Origin of the sequence: Longispora sp. NPDC051575, assembly GCF_040681875.1 — a bacterium.
Taxonomy (GTDB): domain Bacteria; phylum Actinomycetota; class Actinomycetes; order Mycobacteriales; family Micromonosporaceae; genus Longispora.
This window is the reverse complement of record NZ_JBFAZP010000003.1, coordinates 693,409-714,387: the sequence shown is the minus strand read 5'-3', so window position 1 is coordinate 714,387 and position 20,979 is coordinate 693,409. Positions and strand designations below refer to the sequence as shown.

The 20,979-nt window shown below is 72.0% G+C and carries 23 protein-coding genes; 13 read left to right on the top strand and 10 right to left on the bottom strand.

The genetic code is table 11. From position 1 onward, the window contains the following. Positions 1 to 79: 79 nt before the first annotated feature. The 8 genes from AB0M43_RS10685 to AB0M43_RS10650 are packed head-to-tail and all read right to left on the bottom strand — an operon-like array spanning position 80 to position 5,136. Positions 80 to 916 carry an AlkA N-terminal domain-containing protein gene (locus AB0M43_RS10685; RefSeq protein WP_363723189.1) on the bottom strand — a complete coding sequence of 279 codons (837 nt, stop codon included), beginning with the start codon at positions 914 to 916 and terminating at the stop codon, positions 80 to 82. Beyond that, the gene (locus AB0M43_RS10680) at positions 913 to 1,524 is read right to left on the bottom strand and encodes a DNA-3-methyladenine glycosylase I (protein WP_363723187.1); all 612 of its coding nucleotides are present in this window, start codon (positions 1,522 to 1,524) and stop codon (positions 913 to 915) included. Before AB0M43_RS10680 ends, AB0M43_RS10685 begins: the two co-directional genes overlap by 4 nt. Before the next feature lie 16 nt (positions 1,525 to 1,540). After that, positions 1,541 to 2,209: an alpha-ketoglutarate-dependent dioxygenase AlkB gene (locus AB0M43_RS10675; RefSeq protein WP_363723186.1), complete on the bottom strand. Its 669-nt coding sequence runs from the start codon at positions 2,207 to 2,209 to the stop codon at positions 1,541 to 1,543. Beyond that, a complete protein-coding gene (locus AB0M43_RS10670; RefSeq protein ID WP_363723185.1) occupies positions 2,206 to 2,703 on the bottom strand; it encodes a hypothetical protein in 498 nt (165 codons plus the stop codon). The genes AB0M43_RS10675 and AB0M43_RS10670 overlap by 4 nt, the downstream gene beginning before the upstream one ends. Positions 2,704 to 2,743: 40 nt before the next feature. Next, positions 2,744 to 3,478: a 2OG-Fe(II) oxygenase gene (locus AB0M43_RS10665; RefSeq protein ID WP_363723184.1), complete on the bottom strand. Its 735-nt coding sequence runs from the start codon at positions 3,476 to 3,478 to the stop codon at positions 2,744 to 2,746. Next, entirely contained in the window at positions 3,475 to 4,089 is a 615-nt protein-coding gene (locus AB0M43_RS10660; protein ID WP_363723182.1) for a methylated-DNA--[protein]-cysteine S-methyltransferase, read from the bottom strand. The genes AB0M43_RS10665 and AB0M43_RS10660 overlap by 4 nt, the downstream gene beginning before the upstream one ends. Beyond that, positions 4,086 to 4,583, bottom strand: coding sequence for a sigma-70 family RNA polymerase sigma factor (locus tag AB0M43_RS10655; RefSeq protein ID WP_363723180.1), 498 nt, complete (start codon positions 4,581 to 4,583; stop codon positions 4,086 to 4,088). Before AB0M43_RS10655 ends, AB0M43_RS10660 begins: the two co-directional genes overlap by 4 nt. 40 nt (positions 4,584 to 4,623) lie before the next feature. Beyond that, the gene (locus tag AB0M43_RS10650) at positions 4,624 to 5,136 is read right to left on the bottom strand and encodes a methylated-DNA--[protein]-cysteine S-methyltransferase (protein WP_363723178.1); all 513 of its coding nucleotides are present in this window, start codon (positions 5,134 to 5,136) and stop codon (positions 4,624 to 4,626) included. A 321-nt stretch (positions 5,137 to 5,457) separates the two neighbouring features. Here AB0M43_RS10650 and AB0M43_RS10645 point away from each other — a divergent pair, with 321 nt between their 5' ends. From AB0M43_RS10645 to AB0M43_RS10620, 6 genes are all read left to right on the top strand, one after another. Then, complete coding sequence (locus AB0M43_RS10645) at positions 5,458 to 6,411, top strand: NAD(P)-dependent alcohol dehydrogenase (RefSeq protein WP_363723176.1); 954 nt, start codon at positions 5,458 to 5,460, stop codon at positions 6,409 to 6,411. 386 nt (positions 6,412 to 6,797) lie between these two features. Next, on the top strand, positions 6,798 to 6,887 hold the full coding sequence (gene kdpF / locus AB0M43_RS10640) for a K(+)-transporting ATPase subunit F (protein ID WP_363723174.1): 90 nt from the start codon (positions 6,798 to 6,800) through the stop codon (positions 6,885 to 6,887). Continuing rightward, positions 6,887 to 8,548, top strand: a complete 1,662-nt coding sequence (gene kdpA / locus AB0M43_RS10635) for a potassium-transporting ATPase subunit KdpA (protein WP_363723172.1) — start codon at positions 6,887 to 6,889, stop codon at positions 8,546 to 8,548. Before kdpF ends, kdpA begins: the two co-directional genes overlap by 1 nt. Before the next feature lie 23 nt (positions 8,549 to 8,571). Continuing rightward, a complete protein-coding gene (gene kdpB / locus AB0M43_RS10630; RefSeq protein ID WP_363723170.1) occupies positions 8,572 to 10,710 on the top strand; it encodes a potassium-transporting ATPase subunit KdpB in 2,139 nt (712 codons plus the stop codon). Between the two features lie 2 nt (positions 10,711 to 10,712). Further along, positions 10,713 to 11,633 carry a potassium-transporting ATPase subunit C gene (locus AB0M43_RS10625; RefSeq protein ID WP_363723168.1) on the top strand — a complete coding sequence of 307 codons (921 nt, stop codon included), beginning with the start codon at positions 10,713 to 10,715 and terminating at the stop codon, positions 11,631 to 11,633. A 17-nt stretch (positions 11,634 to 11,650) separates the two neighbouring features. After that, positions 11,651 to 14,272: a DUF4118 domain-containing protein gene (locus tag AB0M43_RS10620; protein WP_363723166.1), complete on the top strand. Its 2,622-nt coding sequence runs from the start codon at positions 11,651 to 11,653 to the stop codon at positions 14,270 to 14,272. A gap of 42 nt (positions 14,273 to 14,314) precedes the next feature. On the opposite strand, the gene AB0M43_RS10615 is transcribed toward AB0M43_RS10620, so the two are convergent. Beyond that, positions 14,315 to 15,049: a VOC family protein gene (locus tag AB0M43_RS10615; RefSeq protein WP_363723164.1), complete on the bottom strand. Its 735-nt coding sequence runs from the start codon at positions 15,047 to 15,049 to the stop codon at positions 14,315 to 14,317. A 124-nt stretch (positions 15,050 to 15,173) separates the two neighbouring features. Here AB0M43_RS10615 and AB0M43_RS10610 point away from each other — a divergent pair, with 124 nt between their 5' ends. From AB0M43_RS10610 to AB0M43_RS10595, 4 genes are all read left to right on the top strand, one after another. Further along, positions 15,174 to 15,581, top strand: coding sequence for a hypothetical protein (locus tag AB0M43_RS10610; RefSeq protein ID WP_363723162.1), 408 nt, complete (start codon positions 15,174 to 15,176; stop codon positions 15,579 to 15,581). A 172-nt stretch (positions 15,582 to 15,753) separates the two neighbouring features. After that, complete coding sequence (locus AB0M43_RS10605; protein ID WP_363723160.1) at positions 15,754 to 16,671, top strand: VOC family protein; 918 nt, start codon at positions 15,754 to 15,756, stop codon at positions 16,669 to 16,671. Between the two features lie 32 nt (positions 16,672 to 16,703). Then, positions 16,704 to 17,618, top strand: coding sequence for an LD-carboxypeptidase (locus AB0M43_RS10600; protein ID WP_363723158.1), 915 nt, complete (start codon positions 16,704 to 16,706; stop codon positions 17,616 to 17,618). 88 nt (positions 17,619 to 17,706) lie between these two features. Then, the gene (locus AB0M43_RS10595; protein WP_363723156.1) at positions 17,707 to 17,871 is read left to right on the top strand and encodes a hypothetical protein; all 165 of its coding nucleotides are present in this window, start codon (positions 17,707 to 17,709) and stop codon (positions 17,869 to 17,871) included. 35 nt (positions 17,872 to 17,906) lie between these two features. Here the strand turns inward: AB0M43_RS10595 and AB0M43_RS10590 are convergent, their stop codons facing one another. After that, entirely contained in the window at positions 17,907 to 18,272 is a 366-nt protein-coding gene (locus AB0M43_RS10590; protein ID WP_363723154.1) for a MerR family transcriptional regulator, read from the bottom strand. Between the two features lie 52 nt (positions 18,273 to 18,324). Here AB0M43_RS10590 and AB0M43_RS10585 point away from each other — a divergent pair, with 52 nt between their 5' ends. The 3 genes from AB0M43_RS10585 (at position 18,325) to AB0M43_RS10575 (ending at position 20,950) form a co-directional block, all read left to right on the top strand. After that, positions 18,325 to 19,320 (top strand): aldo/keto reductase, encoded by a 996-nt coding sequence (locus AB0M43_RS10585; protein ID WP_363723152.1) that lies wholly within the window; start codon positions 18,325 to 18,327, stop codon positions 19,318 to 19,320. After that, positions 19,317 to 19,820 (top strand): isochorismatase family protein, encoded by a 504-nt coding sequence (locus AB0M43_RS10580; RefSeq protein ID WP_363723150.1) that lies wholly within the window; start codon positions 19,317 to 19,319, stop codon positions 19,818 to 19,820. The genes AB0M43_RS10585 and AB0M43_RS10580 overlap by 4 nt, the downstream gene beginning before the upstream one ends. A gap of 329 nt (positions 19,821 to 20,149) precedes the next feature. Continuing rightward, complete coding sequence (locus tag AB0M43_RS10575) at positions 20,150 to 20,950, top strand: phosphotransferase (protein WP_363723148.1); 801 nt, start codon at positions 20,150 to 20,152, stop codon at positions 20,948 to 20,950. Positions 20,951 to 20,979: the final 29 nt, after the last annotated feature.

The following is a 20,979-nucleotide window of genomic DNA, read 5'->3' as shown; positions in this document are numbered from 1 at the left end:
GTCGACCGGAGTTCGTGCGGCCGCCACCGACCCGCCTGCGGGTTGTCGAGTGTGGCCCGATCGTCGTCGTGCCGGATGATCACAGGTACGCGGCCTCCGTCCACAGGTGCACCAGCGCGTAGGAACGGTACGGCGCCCACGCCCGGGCCCGGGCCGCCGCCGCTGCCTGGTCGAGTCCGAGGGCGCGTCGGGCGACGAGATCGCCGGGCGCGAAGGTGTCGGGATGCCGCAGCGCGCGGACGAGCAGGTAGTCGGCCGTCCAGGGGCCGATCCCGGGGATGTCGAGCAGCAGGCGCCGGGCATCGGCCACCGGGAGACCGTGCAGCAGCGGGCCGTCCGCCCACCGGCGCGACACCTCGTGGAGCGTCCGGGCGCGGGCCCGCGTGAGGCCGACGCACCGCTGGATCTCCTCGACGCCGAGCCGCGCCAGCCGTGCCGCGTCGGGAAAGGTCCTGAGGTCGCCGATCGGGTTGCCGTGGGCGGCGACGAGGCGGCCCGCGAAGGTGCGCGCGGCGGCCAGGGACACCTGTTGCCCGATGACGGTGGCGGCGACGGCCTCGAACTCGTCCGGATAGCCGACGATGCGCAGCCCCGGTCGGCGTTCGACCAGGGGCGCGAGGAACTGGTCGCCCGCCAGGGTCCGTTCGATCGCGTCCGTGTCCGTGTCGAGGTCGAACCACCGGCGGATCAGCGCCGCCGTGGCCCCGCCGTCCCCGACCGCGCGATCGGTGGTGACGGTCACCCCCTGCGGGTCGGGGACGACCGTGACCAGCACCGGCTCGCCGTCGATGGCGAGGGCACGCCGGTAGGCGGTGCCGTCGAGTACCTCCGCGCCCGGAATCGCGTGCGCCGCCAGCATGGCGAGCGCCGCCGTGTGGTGGAACGGCCCCCGTGCGGGGACGCGGAGGACGCTCATGCCGGCCAGACGCCGGAGCTACCACGGCGGTGGGAGCCGAGCAGGTGGGTGTCGACGATCCCGATCGCCTCCATCAGCGCGAACATCGTGGTCGGCCCGACGAACGCGAAACCCCGCCGCCGGAGCTCCTTCGACAGGGCGACGGACTCGGGCGAGGTGGTGGGAATGTCCTCGAACCGGTGCGGCCGGGGCGTCGACGTGGGTTGGAACGACCAGATCAGCGCCGACAGACCCATGTCCTGGCGGAGCTCGATGGTCGCCTGGGCATTGCGGATCGTGGCGACGATCTTCTGCCGGTTGCGCACGATGCCCGCGTCGGCGAGCAGCCGCGCCACGTCCTCCTCGTCGTAGCGGGCGACGGTGTCGGGGGCGAAGTCGTCGAACGCGGCCCGGAACGTCGGGCGCTTGCGGAGGATCGTCGCCCAGGACAGACCGGCCTGGAACCCTTCGAGACAGACCCGCTCGAACACCCCGCGTTCGTCGGTGACCGGCATGCCCCACTCGGTGTCGTAGTAGTCGCGGAGCAGCGGGTCGACGGACGCCCAGGCCGGACGGGCGCGACCGTCCTCGCCGAGGACGACGCCGGGGTCGACAGTGGTCTCAGTCATACAGGTCGCCGCTCTCTCAGTCGGTGATTCCGGTCATGCGCATCGTGATGTTGACGCGCCCGGTGTCCAGCCCGCAGCCGTCGGGCGCGGTGAAGGGGTGGATGCGGGTGACGCCGTGGTACGCCAGTCGGGAGGCACCACCGAAGACGAACAGGTCACCGGAGCGCAGTACCAGGTCGGTGTAGGGCTTTCCCCGGTTCTCGGTGTTGCCGAACCGGAAGGTGCACGCGTCGCCGATCGACAGGGAGACCACCGGCGCCAGGCTACGTTCGTCCCTGTCCTGGTGCATGCCGAGGCGGGCGGTGTCGTCGTAGTGGTTGACCAGCGCCGTGTCCGGCGTGTACGCCTCGACGTCCGCGCCGCTGTGGCCGGTCTCCTGTAGCGCGCGGCGGCCGAGCCGGACCATCCAGTCGGGGAACGGCAGCACCCGGGCCCCGTTGACGTCGGTGGCCTCGCGCGTGTATTTGTACGGCTGCCAGTGCCAGCCCAGACACACGGTGCGGACGGACATCTCGTGACCGCGGACCTTGGCCGCGCGGATCGGCACCGGCCCGAGGACCCAGTCCCGGAACTGGCCGACGATCCATGTCTGCTGGTCGAGGGTGAGCCAGCCGGGGATCAGGGTGGCACCTGGTCCGGGCTCGCTGGGCTCTCCCGGCTCGATGTCGGGTGTGAACAGCGTCATGCGGCCACGATCCGGCCGTCCGGGGCGAGGTGCCACGGGTGCCCGTCCCGGGTGACGCCGGCGATGCCCGACAGGTTGTGCGGCCCGACCAGGCCGAGTACGTCACTGTCGGAGACCGCGCCGGCGAGGAGTGCGCGGGCCGGTTTCCACGAGGTGGACCACAACAGCCGCCGGGTCATCTGCGCCCAGCCGACCGGCGGCCCGAGCATGATCCACAGGTCCGCCTCCGCCGCCGCGAAGCGGGTGGCCTGCCGGAGCCAGGAGGCCGCGACCTCGGGCCACGTGAGCCTCAGCGCGACGTCGCCTCCGGTACTTTCCCAGGCGTCCGCCAGGGTCCGCGCGGCGTCGAGTGTGCCCGGGTCGCGACCTGAACCGATCGCGATGGTCCGAGCACCACGGGCCCGGGCGGCGGCGACGAGGGCCGCCGTCTCCACGTCGGTGACCGATGATCGCGGCTGGACGTCGAGGTGGGAGCGCAGCAGGGGACTGGTCACGGCGTCCGCGCCTCCCCGCGTTCCGCCGCGAAGGCCGAGCTCACGCGGCGTCATGGAAGACGAGGGCGAGCGTGTGCCGCTCTCCCGACCGGATCGCGGAGACACCGTGCCGGACCGGGGCGGCGGACCAGCCCCGGGCCGACCGCACCGGACGGTCCCGGGTGGTGAACACGTAGCCGTGTCCGTGGGGGAGGAGGGTGGCCGTGCCCCGGGACTGCGCGCGGGGGCGCTGCTCCAGCAGCAGGAACTCGCCGCCGGTGTGGTCCACCCCGGGCTCGTTCAGGTTGATGACGACCTGGAGCGGGAACACGAGGTCGCCGTAGAGGTCGCGGTGCAGCGCGTTCCAGTCCTTCTCGCCGTACTTCAGCAGGATCGCCGTCGACTTGGTCTGGCCGGCGTCGTGGCACATCCGCAGCCACTCGTCCAGGGTGTCCGGCCACGGCGCCTTGCGGCCGAGCTTGGCCCACCAGTCGCGGGCGATCGGCAGCAGTCGCGGGTACAGCGCCTGCTTGAGTCGTTCGACCGGTACGGGATACGGGGCGTGGAAGTAGCGGTACTGGCCCTCGCCGAAGCGGTACCGGCCCATGTCGACCGTGCTGCGGAACAGCTCTCCGCTGTCGTAGAGCGCCCGGAACTCCACGGTCTCCTCGGGCGTCAGGAGCTGCGGCAGGAGCGCCCCGCCGTACTCGTTGATCTCCTCGGCGACGGCCGGCCAGTCGGCCGACTCGACGCGTCCGCGCCACGGGTCGGCCGACTGGTCCTTCCTGGTGGTCACGCCGCCGCCTCCAGTGCGAGCAGGGTGGTCTTGGCCTCCAGCCCGCCGAGGTAACCGCCCAGCGACCCGTCGGTGCGCAGCACCCGGTGGCAGGGCACCACGACCGGGAGCGGGTTGGTCGCGCAGGCGGTGCCGACCGCCCGGACGGCCTTCGGGTTACCGACCAGCTCGGCCATCTCGCGGTAGCTGAGGGTCCGGCCGTAGCCGATCTCCGGCAGGTGCCGCTGCACGAGCTGGCGGAATCCGCGGGACAGCGACAGGTCGAGGGTGAGGTCGAAGACCGTCCGCTTCCGGTCGAAGTACTCGGCCAGCTCGCGGGCCACGGGGTCGAGCCGCTGCGGGGAACGCAGGATGCGGGAGCTGACCTGGGCGGCCAGGGACTCCAGCACCCGGTCGTGGTCCTCCACGGCGAAGGCGACCCGGATCAGCCCTTTCGGGGTCGCGGCCAGGAGCAGCTCGCCGACCGGGCTGTCGACCGTCGTGTAGGCCACGTCGACCAGGCCCTCGGCCTCCGCCTCGGCCTCCAGTCGACGGTGCAGCATCGCCAGCTTCTCGGGGTCGATGGGCGCTGACAGGACGGCGAGGGTCTCGTCGGTGTTCGTGTCGTTCATGGTCCTGCTCCTTTCATGATCGCGCCCGGATAGTTCGTCTTGAGTTTCTTGAGGCCGTCCGCAGCGGCCCGCCGGGCCGCGTCGACGGTTCCGCCGAGGATCGCCGCGATCTCCGCGTAGGACATCCCGGCGAGATACCGGAAGGTGATCGCGTGCCGCTGCTTGTCCGGCAACTGACCGACGAACCCCCACACGTCGGCCTCGTCCGTGTCGGGGATCCCCAGCGCGGTCGGCGCGTCGGGAAGCTCGTCGACCGGCAGGGGGTTGCGCCGCGTCGCCCGGTGCACGTCGATCGCCTTGCGGCGGGCGATCGTGACGAGCCACGCTTCGACGTTCGCCGTGTCCGGCAGGTCCGGGTACGCGCGGAGCGCGGCGAGGAACGTCTCCGACCACGCGTCGTCGGCGTCGTGCACGCCCAGGACCGCACGGCAGACCCGCAGAACGGTGGCGCCGTGCCGCGCGACTACTGTCTCGAACGGTTGCTTCATCTTCATCCCATTGAGTACGGCCACGGTGAGTGCCACTGGAGGTCCGCTAGAACAATCTTCCCGCTCTGACCTGGGCGGGTTCCTCCAGTTCCAGCAGGGTCTGCTTCCGCTCCAGCCCGCCGGCGTACCCGGTGAGCTTCCCGGTGGCGCCGAGTACGCGGTGGCACGGGACGAAGACGCACAGCGGGTTGGCGCCCACCGCCTGGCCGACCCGTTGGGACATCGCCTTGTCGCCGAGGCGTTCGGCGATCGCGCCGTAGGTCGTGGTCTCGCCGAACGGGATCTCCGCCACCATGCCCCACACGGTGTGCTGGAAGGCGGCGCCGGCCGCGTGCAGCGGAAGGTCGAACTCGTGGCGCGTGCCGCCCAGGTACTCGTGGAGCTGCGTCGCCGCCATGGAGAGCAGCGCGTCGCCCTCGACGCCGACCTCGCGGCCGAACGCCTCCTGGCCGGGTCGGCGGGTGTGGTCCGGGAAGTACAGGCCGGTGATCGCGGTGTCGGAGGCGACGATCGTGACCTGTCCGAGCGTGGTGTCCACCACCGTGTGTCGCGCGTTCATTGCTCTTCCTTTCCTCCTGTGCCTGGAAGACGTCCCCGGAGCCCCGAACGTGAGACGAGCGCCGACATTCGTCGGGACGCTCGTCGGCGCGACCATGATCGGAGCCGGTCACGCTGGAAGGAGATCCCCCGAAGATCGCTCCCGGAGCACCGGTTTCCTCGCGGAGCACGTGATCTGCCATCAACGGTGAAATGCCCCACGAGGTTAGCAAGCGCCCACGCCGCGCCGAGGAGTCGACGACGCCTTCCTCGGCGGGGCGCCCATTGTGGTGCGGCGCGATTCGCCCGCCCGGCCGCCGATCGGAAGGATTAGGGTGGGCCCATGAGAGCGGTCGTGTACGACCACTACGGGCCGCCGGACGTGCTCCGGATCGAGAACATCCCCAAGCCCTCACCGAGCGCCGGCCAGGTGCTCGTCAGGGTCGCGGCGACCTCGGTCAACCTCAGCGACTGGGAGAACCTCCGGGGCACGCCGCTGTATGCGCGGATCGGCGGACTGCGCTCCCCGGCGCGCCGGATCCTCGGCTCGGACATCGCCGGTCGGGTCGACGCGGTCGGCCCGGACGTCACCCGGTTCCGGCCCGGCGACGAGGTGTACGGCGACAACCTGATGCTCAAGGGCGGCTTCGCCGAGTACGCGATCGCCCCCGCGTCGGCGCTGGCCCGCAAGCCCCCGGAGTTGACCTTCGCGGAGGCGTCGACGATCCCGCAGGCGGGTGTCATCGCGTGGCAGGGCATCGACGGCGTCACGGCCGGGCAGCGGGTCCTGATCAACGGTGCCGGCGGGGGTTCGGGTGCGTTCGCGATCCAGCTGGCCAAGCGGCTCGGTGCCGAGGTGACCGGCGTCGACAACGCGAACAAGCTCGAGTTCATGCGATCGGTCGGCGCGGACAGGGTGATCGACTACCGCAGCGAGGACTTCACCCGCTGCGGTCCGTACGATCTCGTCCTCGACATGGTCGCGCACCGGTCGGTGTTCGCCTACCGCCGGGCACTGGCCCCCGGCGGCCGTTACCGGTGCGTGGGCGGATCGGTGCGGACGCTGCTGCGGGTACTGACGGTCGGCTCGGTCGTCGGTCGGCTCACGCACCGCCGCCTGGGCGTGCTCGCCGTGAAGGAAGGTCCGGCGTACTTCGAACCGGTCGCCGAGCTCTGCGTGGCGGGTGAGCTCGACATCCACATCGACCGGACCTTCACCCTGGACGAGGTGCCCCGGGCGTTGGCCCGGGTGGGCGAGGGGCACGCCCTCGGCAAGGTCGTCGTGAGCGTGCACTGACCACGGGTCGGTAGGCGGGGAGACCGGCGCGGACCGGGGCTTCGGCGATGCCCGCCGGACGCCCGGCATATCCGTGTGCGGGCCAATTGTCGCACTATCAGTATTTCCTTCCTCCTGGAAGGCATTCCGGCGAGGGCCCCGTAGCGAAAACGTCAAGATTGCGGGCCGGGCCGTAGGGATCGCGTATGGACCCCTGTTTCGGGGTCCCACCAGGGGTTCTACTTCGTGGCGCGGTCGAAGGACGACCGTGGTCGGGCGGCGCTTCCGAGCTGCCGAGAACGACAAACTACGAAGAGGAGAAGCACGGTGCCTGATCTGGCGTACGTGGTGCTGACCGTGGCTGTGTTCGCGATCCTGGCGCTGGTGGTCAGGGGGGTCGAGAAGCTGTGAACGCTGTCAACCTCGTCGGCCTGGTCCTCGCTGTCGGGCTGGCCCTGTTCCTGGTGGCGGCCCTCCTGTTCCCGGAGCGTTTCTGATGGACACGACCACAGCCGGCGTGCTGTTCGTCGCCTCGCTGATCGCCGCACTGGTGATCTCCTACCGGTACTTCGGCGACTACATGTTCCGCGCCCTGACCGGCACGAAGCACAACGCGGTCGAGCGCGGCGTCTACAGGGCCATCGGCGCCGACCCCGCGAAGGAACAGACCTGGGGCACCTACGCCCGCAGCGTGCTGGCCTTCTCGCTGCTGTCGGTGCTGTTCCTCTACGCCTTCCAACGGATCCAGGACAAGCTGTGGCTGAGTCTGGGCTTCCCGCCGGTCAAGAGCGACCAGGCGTGGAACACCGCTATCAGCTTCATGTCCAACACCAACTGGCAGTCCTACTCCGGTGAGTCGACCATGGGTCACCTGGTGCAGATGTCGGGCCTGGCGGTGCAGAACTTCGTCTCCGCCGCCGTCGGCGTCGCGGTGGCCGTGGCCCTGGTGCGCGGCTTCGCCCGGAGCCGGTCGGACACCCTGGGCAACTTCTGGGTGGACCTGACCCGGGTCTGCCTGCGGGTCCTGCTGCCCGTGGCGGTGATCGGCGCGATCGTGTTCGTGGCCGCAGGCACGATCCAGAACTTCTCGACGGGTACCGACGTCACGACGCTCGCCGGTGCGACCCAGCACGTCACGGGCGGCCCGGTCGCCAGCCAGGAGGTCATCAAGGTACTCGGCACCAACGGCGGCGGCTTCTACAACGCCAACTCGGCGCACCCGTTCGAGAACCCGACGGCGTGGACGAACTGGCTGCAGATCTTCCTGATCCTGTTCATCCCGTTCAGCCTGCCCCGGGTCTTCGGCCGGATGGTCGGCGACCGGCGCCAGGGCCTCGCGATCGCGGCGGTCATGGGGATCATCGCGGTCGCCAGCACCGTCGGCGTCATGGCCCTGGAGACGCACGCCCCGGGCACCGTCCCGCAGGCGGTCGGCTCCTCGATGGAGGGCCGCGAGACCCGGTTCGGGGTGGCCAACTCGGCGACCTTCGCGGCGGCGACGACCCTGACCTCCACGGGCGCGGTGGACTCCTTCCACGACTCGTACTCCGCGCTCGGCGGCGGCATCCTGATGCTGAACATGCAGCTCGGCGAGGTCGCGCCCGGCGGCACGGGCTCCGGGCTCTACGGCATGCTCGTGCTCGCGGTCCTCACGGTGTTCATCGCGGGCCTGATGGTCGGGCGGACACCGGAGTACCTGGGCAAGAAGATCGGCGCCCGGGAGATCAAGTTCGCCTCGTTGTACTTCCTGGTCACGCCCTGCATCGTGCTGGTCGGCACCGCGCTGGCCATGTCCTCCCCGGAGCAGCGGGCGAGCATGCTCAACTCCGGGCCGCACGGCTACTCCGAGGTGCTCTACGCGTTCAGTTCCGCCGCCAACAACAACGGTTCGGCGTTCGCGGGCATCTCGGTGAACACGACCTGGTTCAACACCGCGCTGGGCCTGGCCATGGTCCTCGGCCGCCTGCTGCCGATCATCTTCGTCCTCGGCCTGGCCGGTTCGCTCGCGAGACAGAAGCCCACCCCGGCCTCCGCCGGCACGCTGCCCACCCACCGGCCGCTGTTCGTCGGCATGGTCGTGGGCGTGACCGTGGTGCTGGTCGCCCTGACCTTCCTCCCCGCCCTGGCGCTGGGTCCCATCGCCGAGGGGCTGTTCTAGACATGACAAGGACTCAGACACCCATGGCTGTCACCACTGCCGACGCGGCCCCGCACCAGGGGCGGGTCTCGGGCGGCCTGCTCGACCCGAAGCAGCTCTACAGGTCCCTGCCGGACGCGCTGCGCAAGCTCGACCCGCGCACCCTGTGGCGCAACCCGGTCATGCTCATCGTGGAGATCGGTTCCGTGTTCACCACGGTGCTGGCCATCACGGAGCCGAGCGTGTTCGCCTGGCTGATCACGATCTGGCTCTGGCTGACCGTGGTCTTCGCCAACCTGGCCGAGGCGGTGGCCGAGGGCCGGGGCAAGGCCCAGGCCGACACCCTGCGCCGGGCGAAGACCGACATGGTGGCCCGCAGACTGGTGGACTGGAGGCCCGGTGCGACCGCCGCCACCGAGGAGTCCGTCGCGGCGAATCTGCTCCAGCTCGGCGACCACGTCGTCGTGGAGGCCGGCCAGACCATCCCGGGCGACGGCGACGTCGTCGAGGGCATCGCCAGCGTCGACGAGTCGGCCATCACCGGCGAGTCGGCCCCGGTCATCCGGGAGTCCGGCGGCGACCGCAGCGCGGTCACCGGCGGCACCAGGGTGCTCTCGGACCGGATCGTCGTGCGGATCACCCAGAAGCCGGGGGAGAGCTTCATCGACCGGATGATCAGCCTGGTCGAGGGCGCGAGCCGGCAGAAGACCCCCAACGAGATCGCGCTGAACATCCTGCTCGCCTCGCTGACGATCATCTTCCTGATGGCCGTGGCGACCATGCAGCCCCTTGCGATCTTCGCCAAGGCCGCCTCCCCGGCCCTGGACTCCGCCGTCATCGACGGCGACGGCGTCACCGGCATCGTGCTGGTCTCGCTGCTGGTCTGCCTGATCCCGACCACGATCGGCGCGCTGCTGTCCGCGATCGGCATCGCCGGCATGGACCGCCTCGTCCAGCGCAACGTCCTCGCCATGAGCGGCCGGGCGGTCGAGGCGGCCGGCGACGTGAACACCCTGCTGCTCGACAAGACGGGCACGATCACGCTCGGCAACCGGCAGGCGAGCGACTTCGTACCCGTCGCGGGGGTTTCCTCCGAGGAACTCGCGGACGCAGCCCAGCTGTCGAGCCTGGCCGACGAGACGCCCGAGGGCCGTTCCGTGGTGGTGCTCGCCAAGACCCGGTACGGGCTGCGGGCGCGGGAGGAGGGGACCATGACCCACGCGACGTTCGTGGAGTTCACGGCGCAGACCCGGATGTCGGGGGTCGACCTGGCCGAGGACGCCGGGACCCGGCGGATCCGCAAGGGCGCGGCCTCGGCCGTGATGAAGTGGGTCCGCGACAACGGTGGGCACCCCACCGACGAGGTCGGCGCGGCCGTGGACGCGATCAGCGGCTCCGGCGGTACCCCCCTGGTGGTCGCCGAGTGCCGGCCGGGCCAGCACGCCCGCACCCTCGGGGTGATCCACCTCAAGGACGTGGTCAAGGCCGGGATGCGCGAGCGGTTCGACGAGATGCGCCGGATGGGCATCCGGACAGTGATGATCACCGGCGACAACCCGCTGACCGCGAAGGCGATCGCCGACGAGGCCGGCGTGGACGACTTCCTCGCGGAGGCCACCCCGGAGGACAAGCTCGCCTACATCAGGAAGGAACAGGAGGGCGGTCGGCTCGTCGCCATGACGGGGGACGGCACCAACGACGCTCCCGCGCTGGCCCAGGCGGACGTCGGCGTCGCGATGAACACGGGTACGTCGGCCGCGAAGGAGGCCGGCAACATGGTCGACCTCGACTCCGACCCGACGAAGCTCATCGAGATCGTCGAGATCGGCAAGCAGTTGCTCATCACCCGGGGCGCGCTGACCACGTTCTCGATCGCCAACGACATCGCCAAGTACTTCGCGATCATCCCGGCCATGTTCGCCGCCGTGTACCCGGGCCTCGACGCCCTCAACATCATGCGCCTGCACAGCCCGCTGTCGGCGATCCTGTCGGCGGTCGTCTTCAACGCCCTCGTCATCGTCGCGCTGATCCCGCTGGCGCTGCGCGGCGTGAAGTACGTCCCCGGCGGGGCCTCGAAGCTGCTCAGCCGCAACCTGCTGGTCTACGGCCTCGGCGGCATCATCGCCCCGTTCGTCGGCATCAAGCTCATCGACCTGCTCGTCCAGTTCATCCCGGGAATGTGACCATGAGACTGCCCACCTGGATCTCCGCCCACCTGGCGGCCCTGCGCGCCCTCGCGGTGTTCACCGTGGTGCTCGGCATCGCCTACCCGCTGCTGATCACCGCCGTCGCGCAGCTCCCCGGACTGAAGGCCAACGCCCACGGCTCGATCGTCGAACGCGACGGGAGGCCGGTCGGCAGTACCCTGCTCGGCCAGGCCTTCGACGGCCACCCCGGCTACTTCCGGTCCCGGCCCTCCGCCGCCGGTGCCGGCTACGACCCGACGGCCACCAGCGCCAGCAACCTGGGCCCCGAGAGCGTCGTGGACACCCTCGGCGACCCGGCGCTCGACCCGGACTCCACCGACGGCGACGGCGGCAAGCGGAGCCTGCTCACCCAGGTCTGCACCCGCAGCAAGGAGGTCGGCGAACGGGAGGGCGTGGACGGCTCCCGGCCGTTCTGCACCTCGGGCGGCCTGGGCGCCGTGCTCGCGGTCTTCCGGGCGGAGGGGCTCAACGGCCCGATCACCCGGGTCGTCAGCCTCAACGAGACCGCGACCCGCTACGACGCCGCGGCGAAGGCGCCGAGGAAGGACGAGGGCGTCAGGCCCTTCCTCGACACCTACCAGGGCGTCCGGGTCGAACTGGCCGTGTTCGGGGAGGACTACTCCAAGGGCGTCGTCACGCCGGTCCGGGGTGCGGCCCCGGACAAGCCCGCCGTGCCCGCCGACGCGGTCACCGCCAGCGGCAGCGGCCTCGACCCGGACATCACGCCGGAGTACGCGAAACTCCAGCTGGCGAGGGTCGCCAAGGCGCGCGACACCGACCCGGCGACCCTCGCCAAACTGGTCGACGAGCACACGACGGGCCGGGCACTGGGCTTCATCGGCGAGCCGGCCGTCAATGTGCTGGAGTTGAACCTGGCACTCGACCAGCGTTACCCGTGACGGAAGGGGGCGGCACCGTGACCCGCGGACAGCTACGCGTCTACCTCGGGGCCGCCCCCGGCGTGGGCAAGACCTACAAGATGCTCGAAGAGGGCCACCGCCGGCACGAACGCGGGACGGACGTGGTGGTCGGCTACGTCGAGACCCACGGCCGGGCGCTCACCGCGGCCATGGCGGAGGGCCTGGAGGCCGTACCCCGCAGGGACATGACCTACCGGGGCGCCGCGTTCACCGAGCTGGACCTCGACGCGGTCCTGGCCCGGGCCCCGCAGGTGGCCCTCGTCGACGAGATGGCCCACACCAACGTGCCCGGCTCGGCGCACGCCAAACGCTGGGCGGACATCGCGGCCCTGCTCGACGCCGGCATCTCCGTGATCACCACCGTCAACATCCAGCACATCGAGTCCCTCAACGACGTGGTCGAACAGATCACCGGCATCACGCAGCGCGAGACGATCCCCGACTCCGTCGTGCGCGCCGCCGAGCAGATCGAACTGGTCGACATGACCCCGGAGGCGCTGCGCCGCCGGATGGCGCACGGCAACATCTACCAGGCCGACAAGGTCGACGCCGCGCTCGGCAACTACTTCCGGCCCGGCAACCTGACGGCCCTGCGCGAACTGGCCCTGCTGTGGCTGGCCGACAAGGTCGACGACCAGCTGGAACGCTACCGGGCCGAACACGGCATCCAGCGCACCTGGGAGGCGCGGGAACGGGTGGTCGTCGCGCTCACCGGCGGCCCCGAGGGCGAGACCCTGGTCCGCCGGGCGGGGCGGATCGCCGACCGGACCAAGGGCTCGGACCTGCTGGGCGTGCACGTCACCCGGGGCGACGGCCTGACCGGCGCGGACCCGGCGCACCTCGCCCGGCAGCGCACCATGCTCGAGGACATCGGCGGCACGTACCACGGGGTCGTCGGCGACGACATCCCCCGGGCCCTGCTCGACTTCGCCCGGGGCGTCAACGCCACCCAGCTGGTCCTGGGCGCGAGCCGGCGCGGCCGGTTCGCCCAGATCCTGTCCCCGGGCGTCGGCGTCACCACCACGGCCGAGTCCGGCAGCATCGACGTGCACCTCGTCACGCACGAGCAGTCCCGGCGCGGCCGGCTCCGGTCCGCCCCCCGCGCGGGCGTGCCGACCCGCCGCCGGACCGCCGGCTTCCTGCTCGCCGCGATCGGGCTGCCGCTGATGACGGGCGGCCTGAGCCTCCTGCGCGACCAGCTCAGCCTGCCCAGCGACATCCTGCTGTTCCTCGCCGCCGTGGTCGGGGTCGCGCTCGTCGGCGGCCTGTGGCCGGCCCTCGCCGCCGCCGTGGTCGCCTCGCTCCTGCTGAACTGGTACTTCACCCCGCCGTTCCACGAGTGGACGATCTCCGACCGGGAGAACGTCCTGGCCCTCGTCGTGTTCCTGGTCGTCGCGGTCGCCGTCGCGGTCGCCGTGGAACTCGCCGCCCGCCGCACCACCGAGGCCGCCCGGGCCCGCGCCGAGGCCCAGATCCTGTCCACCGTCGCCGGCGGGGTCCTGCGCGGCGACCGGCCGCTCACCGCCCTGCTCGACCAGCTCCTGGAGGCCTTCACCCTGCGCGGCGTGACCCTGCTGGAACGCCGGCCGGACACCCCGCCGGGCCCGGACCGGCAACGCGACCCCGACGCCTGGCGGATCGTCGCCACCGTCGGCGGCCAGCCGTGCGGCGCGCCGAGCGAGGGCGATGTCGACGTCGTCGTGGACGACACCCTGTCCCTGGTTCTGTCCGGCCATCCCCTCGCGGCGTCCGACCAGCGGATCGTGGAGGCGTTCGCGGCCCAGGCGGCCGTCGCGCTGCGCCAGGAACGGCTCGCCGAACAGGCCGCCACCGCCGCCCCGCTCGCCGAGGTCGACCGGCTCCGGACCGCCCTGCTGCGCGCCGTCAGCCACGACCTGCGCAGCCCCCTGGCGTCGGCGACGGCGGCGGTCAGCAGCCTGCGCAGCACCGAGGTCGCGTTCAGCGAGGCCGACCGCGAGGAGCTGCTCGCCACCGCCGACGAGTCCCTCGAACGCCTCGGCCGGCTCGTGGAGAACCTGCTGGACATGAGCCGCCTGCAGGCCGGCGCGCTGGGCACGCGCCCGGAGGCCTTCGGGGTCGGCGAGGTGGTGCCCCGGGCCGTCGACGACCTCGGCGTGCGCTCCCTGGCCGTGGCGGTCCGCACCCCGCACGACCTGCCCGACGTGTACGCCGACCCCGCGCTCGTCGAACGCATCCTGGTGAACCTGCTCGCCAACGCCCTGCGGTACAGCCCGCCGGACCGGCCGCCGATGGTCACGGCGAGCGCGCACGCGGGCCGGGTGCAGATCCGGGTCATCGACCACGGGCCGGGTATCCCCGAGTCCGCCCGGGACCGGGTGTTCCTGCCCTTCCAGCGGTTCGGGGACCGCGACAACGCCACGGGGGTCGGCCTCGGGCTGGCGCTGTCGCGGGGGCTCGCCGAGGCGATGGGCGGGACCCTGGATCCGGAGACCACGCCGGGTGGCGGGCTGACGATGACCCTGAGCCTGCCCGCCGCCACGGCCGGGGGAGCCGCCGATCCGACCGGGTCCGGGGGGTCGGATGGCACTGTGCCCGGAGTCCCGGACGGCCCGGCCACGGCCGAGGGGCCCGCCTGACCCGGCCTGTCCAACTCGGCCCGCCTGTCCGCCGGGCCGGTCCTACCGGGGCGGCAGCAGCGAGAACCTGGTCCCGTCGGGATCGACCATCGCCACCCGGCCGGCCCCGTCCCGGCCGACACCGGCCCCCGCGCCGCCGTCCTTCGCGCCCAGCGACAGCAACCGGTCCACCTCGGCACGCTGATCCCCGCCGACCGGGGGAGCGAGGTCGAAGTACACCCGCTCGCGGCCCGTCCGGGGCTCCAGCGGCGGGCCGCCCCAGGTGACCTTCGGGCCGCCGTGCGGGGAGCGGATCGCGGTCTCCTGGTCCTGGTCCCAGACGAGCGGCCAGCCGAGCGCCCCGCTCCAGAAGTATCCGACGTCCTGGGAGCCGTCGCAGGCCAGCGCGCCGACGAACCCGCAGTCGGCGAGGAAGTTGTTGCCCGGTTCGATGACGCAGAACTCGTTGCCCTCCGGGTCGGCGAGCACCACGTGCCCCTCGTCCCCGGTCTGGCCGACGTCCGCGTGCTGTCCGCCGAGGTCGAGCGCCCGGGCGACCGTCTCGCGCTGGTTCTCCAGGGACGTACTCGTCAGGTCGAAGTGCATCTGGTTCTGGGTGACCTTGGGCTCTGTGGTCGGGACGAACCGGAGCCGGAACCCGGTGTCGTCGTTCGGCAGGAGCGTGACGCCGTCGGCCGGGTCCTCGGCCGGCTCCCAGCCCAGGAGCGCCGACCAGAACCGCGCGACCCGCGCGGGTTCCAGCGCGTCGAAGCAGACCGCGAACAGGTGACTCGTCATTCCCAACTCATTTCCGGACCGTCGAGGGTGCCTGGTCAGCCCCATGATCGGCAGCCTAGGGCGTGCCGGCGTCGCCCGCAGCCGAGTATCCGGCCGTTCACCATGGCCGGCTACCTTCGGCGCCATGGTCTTCCCGTACCGCGACCGTCCGCTGCAACTGGTGAAGGATCCCGACGGCAACAACTGGACCGTGGCCGTCGTGCGGGGCAACCAGTGGAGGTGCTGGCCCTGGATCCACGCCGCCTACCGGGATCCCGCCGACTCCGCGGTGGGGGAGCTGGGCTGCCTGTTCATGCCGCTGGCACTCCTCGGGGTGTTCCCGATGTGGGGCCGGTGGCTCTGGTACCACCTGACCTTCCGGACCCACCGGCTGGTGACCGTGCGGCCGGGCATCCGGGGCCGGACCGCGGCCCGGGAGGGCGCGGTCTTCGCCGACGTCTACCCGACCCGCGACCTGGCCAACCGCAGGGCCGACGCGCTCAGCGCCGACATCGAGGCCGGAAATCTCCCCGGGTGGTGGCCGGCCCGGTGACTGCCACTTGGTACCCAAAAAAGGGCTTTTGTCTGTCACGGCCACAGCGTCCTTGCCGGGCCAAACCCTGAAGCGCGAGCGGGGTACCCACCGCATCCGGCCCCCTGCCCCCGGGCCCGGCGGTAGCCTCGCAGGGGGGCCACGGGCATCGACGGTGCTGAGGAGACGCGACATGGACACCCAGAAGATCACCCCACATCTGTGGTTCGACACGGAGGCCGTCGAGGCGGCGGAGTTCTACTGTTCCGTGTTCCCGGACTCGAAGGTCACCCACGTGTCCACGCTGCACGACACGCCGTCCGGGGACTGCGACCTCGTCTCGTTCCGGCTGTGGGGCCAGGACTTCATGGCCATCAGCGCCGGGCCCGTGTTCCGGTTCAACCCGTCGGTCTCCTTCATCGTCGACTACGGCCCGCCGCACGTGGACCCGGCCGGGGCCCGGGAGCGGATCGACGTCGCGTGGGAGAGGCTGGCCGAGGGCGGCACGGTCCTGATGCCGCTGGACAAGTACCCGTTCAGCGAGCGCTACGGCTGGATCCAGGACCGCTACGGCCTGTCCTGGCAGCTGATGCTCACCGGCCCCGACGGCGACCCGCGCCCGCCGATCCTGCCGTCGCTGCTGTTCGTCGGCGACCGCTACGGCCAGGCCGAGGAGGCCGTCGGCTTCTACCTGTCCGTGTTCGGCGACTCCGAACAGGGCACGGTCGCGCGCTACCCCGGCGGCATGGAACCCGACCGGGAGGGCGCGCTGATGTTCGGCGACTTCCGGATCCTGGACCGGTGGTTCGCGGCGATGGACAGCGCGCACGAGCACGGCTTCACGTTCAACGAGGCCGTCTCGTTCATGGTCGACTGTGCCGACCAGGCGGAGCTGGACGGCTACTGGGCGAAGCTGTCCGCCGTCCCGGAGGCCGAACAGTGCGGGTGGCTCAAGGACAGGTTCGGGGTGTCGTGGCAGATCAGCCCCACGGAACTCGGGACCATGATGCGCGACGGCAGCCGGGAGCAGGTCGACCGCGTGACCCGGGCGTTCCTGCCGATGAAGAAGCTCGACCTCGAGGCCATCCGGCGGGCGTACCGGGGGGAGTGACCACGGGAGCGGCACTGGCTACGATGCGTGCCATGCTCCAGCCGCGCCACCTCCGGGAGAACGATCTCGTCGCGCTCGTCGCCCCCTCCGGCGCGGTCCCCGAACCCTGGGCCGTGGCGGCGGTCGAGGTGGTGCGGGGCTGGGGCCTGCGCGCCCGGCTCGGCGACAACGCGCTGAACCGCTGGACCCACCTGGCCGGTACGGACGCCGAGCGCCTGGCCGACCTGAACGCGGCGCTGCGGGACGAGGAGGTCCGGGGCGTGATCTGCCTGCGCGGCGGCTACGGTGTGCAGCGCATCGTGGACGGGGTCGACTACGCCGCGGTCCGGGCGGATCCGAAACTCGTGCTGGGCTTCTCCGACCTCACCGCCCTGCACGCCGCCCTGTGGCGCGAGGCCGGCGTGGCGAGCGTGCACGGCCCGACGGCCGCCCAGTTCGTCGAGGACGCCGACGCGCTCGGGGTCCGGGGCGCGCGGCGGGCGCTGATGTCGCCGGAGCCGGTCACCGTCGCGGCCGACGAGGCGGAGGACACCTTCGGGGTCCGGGTGGCCGGTACGGCGCGGGGCACGCTCCTGGGCGGCAATCTCACGATGCTGGCGGCGACGGCCGGTACCCGGCACGCGCTCGACCTGGACGGCGCGATCCTGCTGATCGAGGCGGTCGGCGAGGAGCCCTACCGGGTCGACCGGTCCCTCGTGCAGTTGAAGCGGGCCGGCTGGTTCGCCGGGATCCGGGGCGTCGCGGTCGGGCAGTTCGCCGGGTGTGTGGACGACGGAGGCCCGAGCGTCTCGGACGTACTCCTGGAGCAACTGGGTTCCCTGGGCGTACCCGTCCTGGGCGGCCTGCCGATCGGCCACGGCGACCAGCAGGTGGCGGTGGGGCTCGGGGTGCCGGCGGTGCTGGACGCGGGCGCCGGCACGCTCGTGGTGCGGGCCGCCGGCCGGTAGCACCGGCCATTGTGGACCGAATGGCCCGCGCCCCGGCCCGCGCTCCGGCATACTGATGGCAATCGATGACCGAGGTGAGGAGCTCCTGATGGGCAGAACCCTGGTACGCCTGCTGACCGTGACCCTGATTCTCACCGGACTGGCCACGCTGGGCGCGTCCGCCGTCCGTGCCGACCACCGGACCGTGGCGTACCCGAGCCAGGACTGCCAGGCCACGGAGGGGCCCATCCCGTTCTGGTGCTTCTGGGAGTAGCCGGCGCCGGGGTCCGGCGCCCGGGTGCCGGACCCTCAGGCCGCGAGCTGCCGCCGGTAGAACGCGATCTTGTCGTTCAGGTTGCGCTGCTGCCGGAGCAGGAGTTCCAGCTGCGCCTCGACCCCGCGCGCGTGTTCCTCCAGCAACCCGGTCCGCTCGGCGACCGTGTCGGCCCCGGCGCGCGCCAGCTCCGCGAACCGGCACATCCGGGCGATCGGCATCCCCGTGTCCCGCAGGCAGCGCAGCAGGCTGAGCCAGCCGAGGTCGTCGTCGGAGAAGACCCGCCGCCCGCCGCTGGTGCGGTCGATGTCGGCGAGCAGGCCGATCTTCTCGTAGTAGCGCAGCGTGTCCAGGCTGAAGCCGCTCTTCTCGGCGGCCTCCGAGGGCGAGTACCGGATCATGTGCCGGAGCCTACTTGACCTGGAGCGCGCTCCAGGTAGTTGGCTGGCGGACATGACACAGACGAGAACTCTCGGACGGAGCGGGATCGAGGTCTCCGCGGCGGGCTTCGGCTGCTGGGCGATCGGCGGGCCCTTCTGGGACGGCGAGCAGCCCCTGGGCTGGGGGAACGTCGACGACGACGAGTCGGTCCGCGCGGTCCGGCACGCCCTGGACCTGGGCATCACCTTCTTCGACACGGCCAGCGTGTACGGCGCCGGGCACAGCGAACGGGTCCTCGCCCGGGCGCTGCGGGGCCGGCGGGACGAGGTGGTGCTCGCCAGCAAGTTCGGGCCCAGGTTCGACGAGACGACCAAGCGGACGCTGGGGCAGGACGGCAGCGCGGAGTACATGCGGTCCTGCCTGGACGGGGTGCTCGCCCGGCTCGACACCGACCACCTGGACCTGTACCAGCTGCACATCAACGCCCTGCCCCTCGACGAGGCGCTCGACCTGGTCGACCCGCTGGAGGACCTGGTGGCCGCCGGCAAGATCCGCGCCTACGGCTGGAGCACCGACGACCCGGCCCGCGCCGCCGCGTTCGCCGGGGCCGGCCCGCACTGCGCCGCGATCCAGTTCGACCAGTCGGTGCTGCGCGACAACGCCGCGATGGTCGCGCTCTGCGAGGCGGCGGACCTCGGCGGCGTCAACCGGGGACCGTTGGCGATGGGGCTGCTCAGCGGCAAGTACCAGGCCGGGGCGGCGGTCGGGGCCGACGACATCCGGGGCCGCGCGCCGGAATGGCTCACGTACTTCGCCGACGGCGTGGCCGCCCCGGACTGGGCCCGCCGGGTCGACGCGATCCGCGACCTCCTGACCTCCGGCGGCCGGACCATGTCCCAGGGCGCCCTGGCGTGGCTGTGGGCGCGCAGCCCGCGGCTGATCCCGATCCCGGGGATCCGCACCGTCGCCCAGGCCACCGAGAACGCCGGCGCGCTCGCCCACGGCCCGATGGGCGGGGCCGAGTTCGCCCAGATCGAGGCCCTGCTCCGCCCGGACGACGGGCGGTGACCACCGCGCTCCTCGTCGTGGACGCCCAGAACGGGGCCCTCGACGCGACGTACGCGCGCGACGCGGTCGTGGCCAACATCGCCGACCTGGTGGCCCGGGCGCGCCGGGGGCGGGTACCCGTCGTCTGGGTCCGGCACTTCGACGCGCGGATGGTTCCGGGGAGCGCCGCCTGGCGGATCGTCCCCGAACTGGCCCCGCGCGACGGGGAACCGTCGGTGGACAAGGAACACGCCGACTCCTTCGACCGGACCACCCTCGACGCCGTGCTGTCCGGGCTCGGCGTCCGGCGGCTCCTCGTCGTCGGGGCCCAGACCGACGTGTGCGTGCGCGCGACGCTGGACGGCGCGCTGACCAGGGGATACGACACCCTCCTGGTCAGCGACGCGCACACGATGAGCGAACCGGCGGCCGGGAGCGCGCGCGAGGTCGTCGCGGCGACGAACCGCTCCCGTTCCCCCGCCACGGTCACCACCCGCGACACCCACTTTCCGGGTACGTGACGAGGCTGCCGGTACCCGTCTTCCCGGGTGTTGTGACAGGCCGAAATCGGTGGCGGCCAAGGCTTCGACCGCCTAACGTGGGCCGGGTCCGTCCAACCAGGAGGTAGAAGATGACGTGCATGGTCCTCGGCATGGTGGTTGTCCCGGCTACGACGTGCGGGCCGCACGCGATCTGATCTCCGCCACGTCCCGTGGCACCCCCGTCGGTTCCCCCGACGGGACGCGTGCGTTCGCCTCGTAGCGGTCCGCGGACCGGGTCCCCCGGTCTGCCCGTCGGCGCTGTTCCCAGCGCCACGTCACCGTGTACCGCACTCTTACGAGGAGCATTCGTGTCTTCCCCATCAGCCTTCCAGCCGCTCCCCGCGGCCGAGGGCGGACCCAGCAATGTCATCCGGCACAGCGGGACCGTTCTGCGTCCCGCGCAACCCTGGACCGCCACGGTCCACGCCCTGTTGCGGCACCTGGAGGACGTCGGCTACCCCGGCAGCCCCCGTGTGCTCGGCGGCGGCGTCGACGACCGCGGCAACGAGGTCCTGACCTTCATCGAGGGCGTCATCGAGCATCCGCGCACCTGGTCGGACGAGGCCATCTGGCTCGCGGGCGGCCTGCTGCGCGACCTGCACGCCGCCACCGCCTCCTTCCGGCCCCCGCCGGACGCGGCCTGGCAGCCGTGGTGGATGCACCGCGACGGACCGGGTGCCGTGATCGGGCACTGCGACGCCGGCCCGTGGCACACCGTCGTCCACGAGGGGCGGCCGGTGGCGTTCATCGACTGGACCCTCGCGGGCCCGGTCGACCCCCTCGACGAGGTCGCGATCTGCGCCTGGTGGCACGCCCAGTTGCACGGTGACGACGTCGCCGAACGCAACGACCTGCCCGACGCCGCCAGCCGCGCCCTGCACCTGCGGCTGTTCCTGGACGGGTACGGCCTGCCCGTGGCCGGCCGGGACGGGCTGGTCGACCGCATGATCGAACTGGCGATCCGGGACTGTGCCGCCGAGGCGACCCAGGCCCGGATCACGCCCGAGTCCGACGACCCGGCACCGCTGTGGTCGTTGGCCTGGCGGGCCCGCGCGGCGGCCTGGATGATCGGACACCGCACCATGCTGGAACGCGCGACCCGCGCGTAGCGCACCGTCGGGGCCGTCGACTCCACGTC

Coding starts and splice junctions, on each gene's coding strand:
- AB0M43_RS10675 (WP_363723186.1), bottom strand. CDS start 2,209: ATGACGCTGTTCACACCCGACATCGAGCCGGGAGAGCCCAGCGAGCCC.
- AB0M43_RS10615 (WP_363723164.1), bottom strand. CDS start 15,049: ATGACGAGTCACCTGTTCGCGGTCTGCTTCGACGCGCTGGAACCCGCG.
- AB0M43_RS10650 (WP_363723178.1), bottom strand. CDS start 5,136: ATGAACGCGCGACACACGGTGGTGGACACCACGCTCGGACAGGTCACG.
- AB0M43_RS10595 (WP_363723156.1), top strand. CDS start 17,707: ATGGGCAGAACCCTGGTACGCCTGCTGACCGTGACCCTGATTCTCACC.
- AB0M43_RS10600 (WP_363723158.1), top strand. CDS start 16,704: ATGCTCCAGCCGCGCCACCTCCGGGAGAACGATCTCGTCGCGCTCGTC.
- AB0M43_RS10585 (WP_363723152.1), top strand. CDS start 18,325: ATGACACAGACGAGAACTCTCGGACGGAGCGGGATCGAGGTCTCCGCG.
- AB0M43_RS10590 (WP_363723154.1), bottom strand. CDS start 18,272: ATGATCCGGTACTCGCCCTCGGAGGCCGCCGAGAAGAGCGGCTTCAGC.
- AB0M43_RS10680 (WP_363723187.1), bottom strand. CDS start 1,524: ATGACTGAGACCACTGTCGACCCCGGCGTCGTCCTCGGCGAGGACGGT.
- AB0M43_RS10655 (WP_363723180.1), bottom strand. CDS start 4,583: ATGAAGATGAAGCAACCGTTCGAGACAGTAGTCGCGCGGCACGGCGCC.
- AB0M43_RS10685 (WP_363723189.1), bottom strand. CDS start 916: ATGAGCGTCCTCCGCGTCCCCGCACGGGGGCCGTTCCACCACACGGCG.
- AB0M43_RS10625 (WP_363723168.1), top strand. CDS start 10,713: ATGAGACTGCCCACCTGGATCTCCGCCCACCTGGCGGCCCTGCGCGCC.
- kdpA (WP_363723172.1), top strand. CDS start 6,887: ATGGACACGACCACAGCCGGCGTGCTGTTCGTCGCCTCGCTGATCGCC.
- AB0M43_RS10605 (WP_363723160.1), top strand. CDS start 15,754: ATGGACACCCAGAAGATCACCCCACATCTGTGGTTCGACACGGAGGCC.
- kdpB (WP_363723170.1), top strand. CDS start 8,572: ATGGCTGTCACCACTGCCGACGCGGCCCCGCACCAGGGGCGGGTCTCG.
- AB0M43_RS10610 (WP_363723162.1), top strand. CDS start 15,174: ATGGTCTTCCCGTACCGCGACCGTCCGCTGCAACTGGTGAAGGATCCC.
- AB0M43_RS10645 (WP_363723176.1), top strand. CDS start 5,458: ATGAGAGCGGTCGTGTACGACCACTACGGGCCGCCGGACGTGCTCCGG.
- AB0M43_RS10660 (WP_363723182.1), bottom strand. CDS start 4,089: ATGAACGACACGAACACCGACGAGACCCTCGCCGTCCTGTCAGCGCCC.